Source organism: Chitinophaga sp. (assembly GCF_036569125.1).
Classification (GTDB): Bacteria; Bacteroidota; Bacteroidia; order Chitinophagales; family Chitinophagaceae; genus Chitinophaga.
Genome location: NZ_DATCRF010000633.1, coordinates 1 through 5,631 on the forward strand (window position 1 = coordinate 1; position 5,631 = coordinate 5,631).

At 46.0% G+C, this 5,631-nt stretch carries 7 protein-coding genes; 6 read left to right on the forward strand and 1 reads right to left on the reverse strand.

What is annotated here, in order from left to right:
* The 5 genes from VIM87_RS23705 to VIM87_RS23725 form a co-directional block, all read left to right on the forward strand.
* The coding region (locus VIM87_RS23705) for a MarR family winged helix-turn-helix transcriptional regulator (RefSeq protein WP_331999409.1) at positions 1-276 on the forward strand (276 nt) is incomplete at its 5' end.
* 7 nt (positions 277-283) lie between these two features.
* On the forward strand, positions 284-763 hold the full coding sequence (locus VIM87_RS23710) for a GNAT family N-acetyltransferase (RefSeq protein WP_331999410.1): 480 nt from the start codon (positions 284-286) through the stop codon (positions 761-763).
* Positions 764-785: 22 nt separating this feature from the next.
* Positions 786-1,700: a helix-turn-helix transcriptional regulator gene (locus VIM87_RS23715; protein ID WP_331999411.1), complete on the forward strand. Its 915-nt coding sequence runs from the start codon at positions 786-788 to the stop codon at positions 1,698-1,700.
* 90 nt (positions 1,701-1,790) lie between these two features.
* Positions 1,791-2,669, forward strand: a complete 879-nt coding sequence (locus VIM87_RS23720) for an NmrA family NAD(P)-binding protein (protein ID WP_331999412.1) — start codon at positions 1,791-1,793, stop codon at positions 2,667-2,669.
* A gap of 235 nt (positions 2,670-2,904) precedes the next feature.
* The gene (locus VIM87_RS23725) at positions 2,905-4,092 is read left to right on the forward strand and encodes an MFS transporter (protein WP_331999413.1); all 1,188 of its coding nucleotides are present in this window, start codon (positions 2,905-2,907) and stop codon (positions 4,090-4,092) included.
* A 2-nt stretch (positions 4,093-4,094) separates the two neighbouring features.
* Here the strand turns inward: VIM87_RS23725 and VIM87_RS23730 are convergent, their stop codons facing one another.
* Entirely contained in the window at positions 4,095-4,475 is a 381-nt protein-coding gene (locus tag VIM87_RS23730) for a helix-turn-helix domain-containing protein (protein WP_331999414.1), read from the reverse strand.
* 103 nt (positions 4,476-4,578) lie between these two features.
* On the opposite strand from VIM87_RS23730, the gene VIM87_RS23735 reads away from it, so the two are divergent.
* The gene (locus VIM87_RS23735; RefSeq protein ID WP_331999415.1) at positions 4,579-5,526 is read left to right on the forward strand and encodes an NmrA/HSCARG family protein; all 948 of its coding nucleotides are present in this window, start codon (positions 4,579-4,581) and stop codon (positions 5,524-5,526) included.
* Positions 5,527-5,631 lie beyond the last annotated feature (105 nt).

Below are 5,631 nucleotides of genomic sequence, written 5' to 3' on the forward strand. Positions count from 1 at the left end.
GAAAAGCTGCAAATAGATGAAGGTTACATGAGCCGGATGGTGGCCAAGCTGGTAAAACAGGGCATCCTGAAGAAAAATCAATCCAAAGAGGACAAGCGGATCTTTGGCCTTGCGCTTACTGCCAAAGGCCGGCAAATAGCCGCAGATATTAACCGCCAGTCGGATGAGCAGGTGAAAAGCCTCGTTAAGCACCTGGATGCAAAAGAGCGGGAGCAGCTGGCCGGGCTAATTATGCAGGTAAAGCAGCTGTTGGAAAAAGGAAATGCGGAAAAATAAAATGCAGATGGAAAACATTCACTTTAAAATAGCAGCGGCTGCGCAGGACTTTGAGGAAGGGAAAAAACTTTTTGAAGAATATGCGGCTTCTCTGGACTTTGATCTTGGATTCCAGGGATTCAAAAATGAGCTTGCGGACATAAGCCTGCAATACCAGCCTCCTGAAGGAGCTTTGCTGATCTGTATTTATAATGATAAGGAGGCCGTTGGCTGCGCCGGTATCCGCAAGCTTTCTGAAACCACCGCAGAGCTAAAACGGCTGTATGTAAAACCTGCATTCAGACGCCTGAAGATCGGGAAGGAATTGCTGACATTAGCCGTAGACACCGCAAAAGAGCTGCGCTATCAATATATCCGGCTGGACACTGTGCCCGGCCAGGAAAAGGCACAGGCATTGTACCATCACCTGGGATTTTACACCATTGATGCCTACCGGCATAACCCTATTGCCGGAACTATTTATATGGAAAAGAAGCTGATTGATTAATTTTGATGGAAAGTAAAGGGTCATGAAAAATACACCGCTTACACATATTAAAACAATCACGGAATATCATACGAGCATCGGGATCGCAAAACCGGCGCATCCGTTGATCAGCGTGGTAAGCTTTGAAGATATTAAAGGTTCACCGGATGGTGAGCCTAAAAGCTTTGTACATGATTTTTACTCCATAGCGCTTAAAAAGAACTTTAATGGTAAGATGAAATACGGTCAGCAGGAGTATGACTTTGACGAGGGGATCATGATCTTTATTTCTCCCGGCCAGGTTTTTACAATTGAGGCAGATGAGACGCTGGAACATTCAGGATGGCTGTTGCTGGTACATCCTGATTATTTATGGAATACCCCTTTAGCCAAAATAATAAAGCAGTACGAATATTTCAGCTACGCAGTAAATGAAGCCCTGCACCTTTCAGAGAAAGAAGAAGTAATGGTTACCGGTATTATGCAAAATATTGTGCAGGAATACCATTCAAATATTGATAAGTTCAGTAAAAAAGTAATTATCGCCCAGCTTGAATTATTATTAACCTATGCCGACCGGTTTTATCACCGCCAGTTCATTACCCGGGAAATTACGAATCACAAGCTGCTGGAACGGCTGGAGGATGTGCTTGCGGAATATTTTAACAGCGATGTGCTGGCACAAAAAGGATTGCCAACGGTGCAATATATTGCCGGCGCATTAAATGTATCCCCCAATTATTTAAGCGTATTGCTAAACGTATTAACCGGGCAAAGTACCCAGCAGCACATACATGATAAGTTAATAGAAAAGGCAAAAGAGAAATTATCCACCACCACTTTATCCGTCAGTGAAATTGCCTATGAATTAGGGTTTGAGCACTCACAGTCCTTCAGCAAATTATTCAAAAACAAAACCAGCCTTTCGCCTTTGGAGTTCCGGCAATCTTTCAATTAGTAAAGAATCGGCTACAACAACCTGAGATTAAGCTACAGGAACAAATTCTGTGGGCAGGACCTTTGTGTTAGAAACAAAAGCGAAATATTTATGAAAGTTGTAGTAACAGGTTCATTAGGACATGTTGGCCAGCCACTGGCAAAAGGACTGGTACAAAAAGGGCACAAGGTGACCGTGATCAGCAGCAAAGCGGAAAAACAAAAGGACATTGAAGCCCTGGGCGCCACGGCTGCCATTGGCTCATTGGAAGATGTTGATTTCCTGGTGTCCGTTCTTACCGGTGCGGATGCCGTATTTGCCATGGTGCCGCCAAACTTTGCTGAACCCGACCAGATAGCCTATTACAGCCGGATAGGCCGCAATTATGCACAGGCCATTCAGCAGTCGGGTATAAAGCGCGTGGTGCACCTTAGCAGCTACGGTGCTCACCTGGAAAAAGATTCAGGCTTCATCCTGGGGTCCCATAAAATAGAGGGCTTGCTGAATGGGTTGTCAGGCGTAGCCATTACGCATTTGCGCGCAGGCTATTTCTACTATAATTTGTACAATCTTACAGACATAATAAAAGAGCAGGGCTTTATGGCTGCAAATTATGGTACAGATGATAAGTTGATATTGGTGCACCCGGAAGATATTGCCGCTGCTGCGCTGGAAGAGCTGGAAACAGCTGCTACCGGAAAGCAGGTGCGGTACGTGGTAAGCGATGAGCGTACCGCCAATGAAATTGCAGGCGTATTAGGCGCCGCTATTGGCAAGCCGGATCTGAAATGGCTCACCTTTACTAATGAACAAACGCAGGAAAGGCTGGAAAAGAAAGGCGTGCCGCCGCATATTGCCGCCAAGCTGGTGGAAATGGGCGCCAGCCTCCATAGCGGTGCATTGATAGCGGATTATGAGCTGCATAAGCCGGCTGCCATGGGGAAAATTAAGCTGGAAGCTTTTGCAAGGGAGTTTGCTGCTACTTATTAAAGCCGGTTATTGTATTCATAGAAGGCTGTTCCAAAAAAGGGGCAGCCTTTTTAATGCCCCATATGTGTGCCACACTTTAAAGGTGTGGCACACATCCTTGTCTAAACAACCCCAATATAATGTCTAATAAATACCCTATAACATATAAATTTAGACATTAGCTTTACCAGCTCTAACGGGAGTTAAAAACATTTCACGTATAGGCTGCCCCGTTTAAATTTGAATGATCACAGCTATGAAAATGAAACAAGGTGAGTTTATTGCGCTGTCGGCCTGCACCATGATCCTGACAGCTTTGGGAATAGATATTATGCTCCCGGTGTTTGCGGAGCTGCGCAGGCATTTTGGGCTTAACCCTGAATCTACGGCTACCGCGCAGATCATTACGTTCTTTTTCCTGGGGCAAACAGCGCAGATCATTTTTGGCGCATTTTCAGACCGTTTCGGACGGCTGGCCATTCTGCGGATAGGGTTCCCGCTTTACATCATTGGTGGAATAGCTGCCGCATTTGCACCTAGCCTGCAGCTGATGTTTGCCGCGCGCTTTATAGCAGGGGTAGGAGCATCAGCCGTATTTATGACCACTATCGCGGGGGTACGTGACCGTTTTGTAGGAGACCAGATGGCCCGCATTATGTCCCTGATCTTTACCATTTTCCTGTTTACGCCAGTACTGGCGCCCTTTTTAGGGATAGCTATCCTGTCCGTTTCATCCTGGCAAATGGTATTTCTTACCCCACCTTTGTTTGCGGTGATTATCTTTCTCTGGTCGTTCAGGCTGGAGGAATCCTTGCCGCCGGAACAACGCAGCTCCCTTAACTGGGCCGGTTTCGGCCAATCCATCCGTAAGGTTCTCAGCAACCGCGCCTTCCTTCGATACACCACTGTTACCACCGCTCTTTTCACGGCATTAAGCTCCTACATTTCCAGCTCCGAACATATTGTGGGGGAGATCTACGGCAGGCCCAAGCTGTTTCCCTGGATCTTCGGAGGTATGGGGCTGGTTATGTCGCTTTGCACCTTAATGAATGCCCGCCTGTCGTCGAAGTATGGGGCACGGCGCACCATCCGGGGGTTACTTATTATTTATACGGTAATAGCAGGCCTTTTGCTGTTGCTTACTTTCACATTGGGCGATCCGCCCGCTATGCTTTTATTCTTTATTGCGGTGGCGCTGCTGATGGCGCTGAATTTAGCTGTGGAGCCAAACAGCAGCGCATTAGCGCTGGAGCCAATGGGAAACATGGCTGGTATGGCTTCCGCTGTTTATGGTACCTACTTCTTTTGCATTGGCGCATCCCTGGGATCCATTATTAGTCATTTAATGGTTACGGACGTTTTTCCGCTGGTGCTAAGCTTTTTTATAATAGGCGTGATTACATTGCTGCTGGTATTTAGCGACCGCCGGCCGCAGATTTTATAAGTTTAAAGCTGCTCAGCAGCAACAAACTCGCCTTTCTCCATTACCACCTGGTTGCCCCACGCGGTGATCGCTTCCAGAACCGGGACGAAAGTTTTGCCAAAATCAGTTAAGCCATACACGACTTTGATAGGTGGCTTTTTCCCATAAACCTTTCTTGACACCAGACCGTCTTTCTCCAATTGCTTTAACTGCAGGCTTAACGTCATTTCAGTAACAGACGGCATTTCTTTACGGAGCTCGTTATATCTTTTTGGTTCATCTTTTAAGTGGTAAAGAATGACTGCCTTCCATTTTCCACCCATCAGATCCATTGTAAGGCTAACTGTACAAGGATAAATTTTTCCTTTCAGCTTTACATAATCGCCAATACATTCTGTTTTCATACTGCAATTTTTGACCTATCGATTTGGATAGTTATTGCAAATCTAGCCCACTAAAAATAGTTTTGCAACTATAATTTTTATAGTTCAAACAAAAACAAGAGCAATGAAACAGAAAGATAAACCACTTATAACTATCACCGGTGTTTTAGGCAAGCAGGGGCGCAGTGCGGCGCATACATTATTACAGAGCGGCCGTTACCGGGTACGGGGCATTACCCGCCGTACCGATTCACCACTGGCGCTTAGTTTGATCGAACAGGGCGCTGAACTGGTGAGCTTACCACTGGATCTGGGATATAAAAAGGATTTTGTGAAAGCGTTCCAGGGCTCGGATGGTGTTTTTATGATGACGCCAGGTATCGTTCCTCCGCAAACTCACGAAACGGAGTTAGGTAAACAGTTGGCAGACGCAGCGGTTGAAGCAGGGGTTCAGCACCTTATTTTCAGCAGCCTGGAAAATGTAGATAAAATTACAGCGGGGAAAAAGTTTGCGCCTCATTTTACGGATAAAGCCAGGGTTGAAGAATACATCCGCACGCTTCCCATCGCAAGCTCGTTTATCTACATGGCCTTTTTTTACACCAATCTTATGGAATTTTATCCTCCCCGTACAGCGGGCGATACGCTGGTATTTCCAATTTATTTGCCAAAAGATTTCCGTGCGCCTTTTGTGGATCCGCTTACGGCAACAGGACCGGCTGTTCTGGAAATTTTTTCTAATCCGGGTCAGTATGCAGGTAAATCTTTGCCTGTGATCGGCGATATTATTTCACCGCAGGAAATGGTAGATACTTTTGTCCGTGTCACAGGCAGGAAGGCCGTGTATAGTTCCGCATTCACACGGGAGGAGCTGCTTCATCATTTTCCGGAATTTGGTTCAAATGAACTTTTAGTAAATGAGATCATAGGGATGGTAGAGTATGCGGTTGAATATGGTTACTTCAGCAAAGACCGTGATCTGCTATGGAGCCGCCAGATAGATCCGCAGAGCCTTAACTGGGAACAATTTCTGCGCAGTACTGGCTGGCAGGGCCGGAAGCTTTCTTATTGATCATTTTTTGTTTAAATAATTGCCTGGAAAATTGACATCTCATCTATAAAAAATGAAGTGCGGTTATTACGCAGTTTCAGTGCGCGGGAGCCGTATACCTTTACC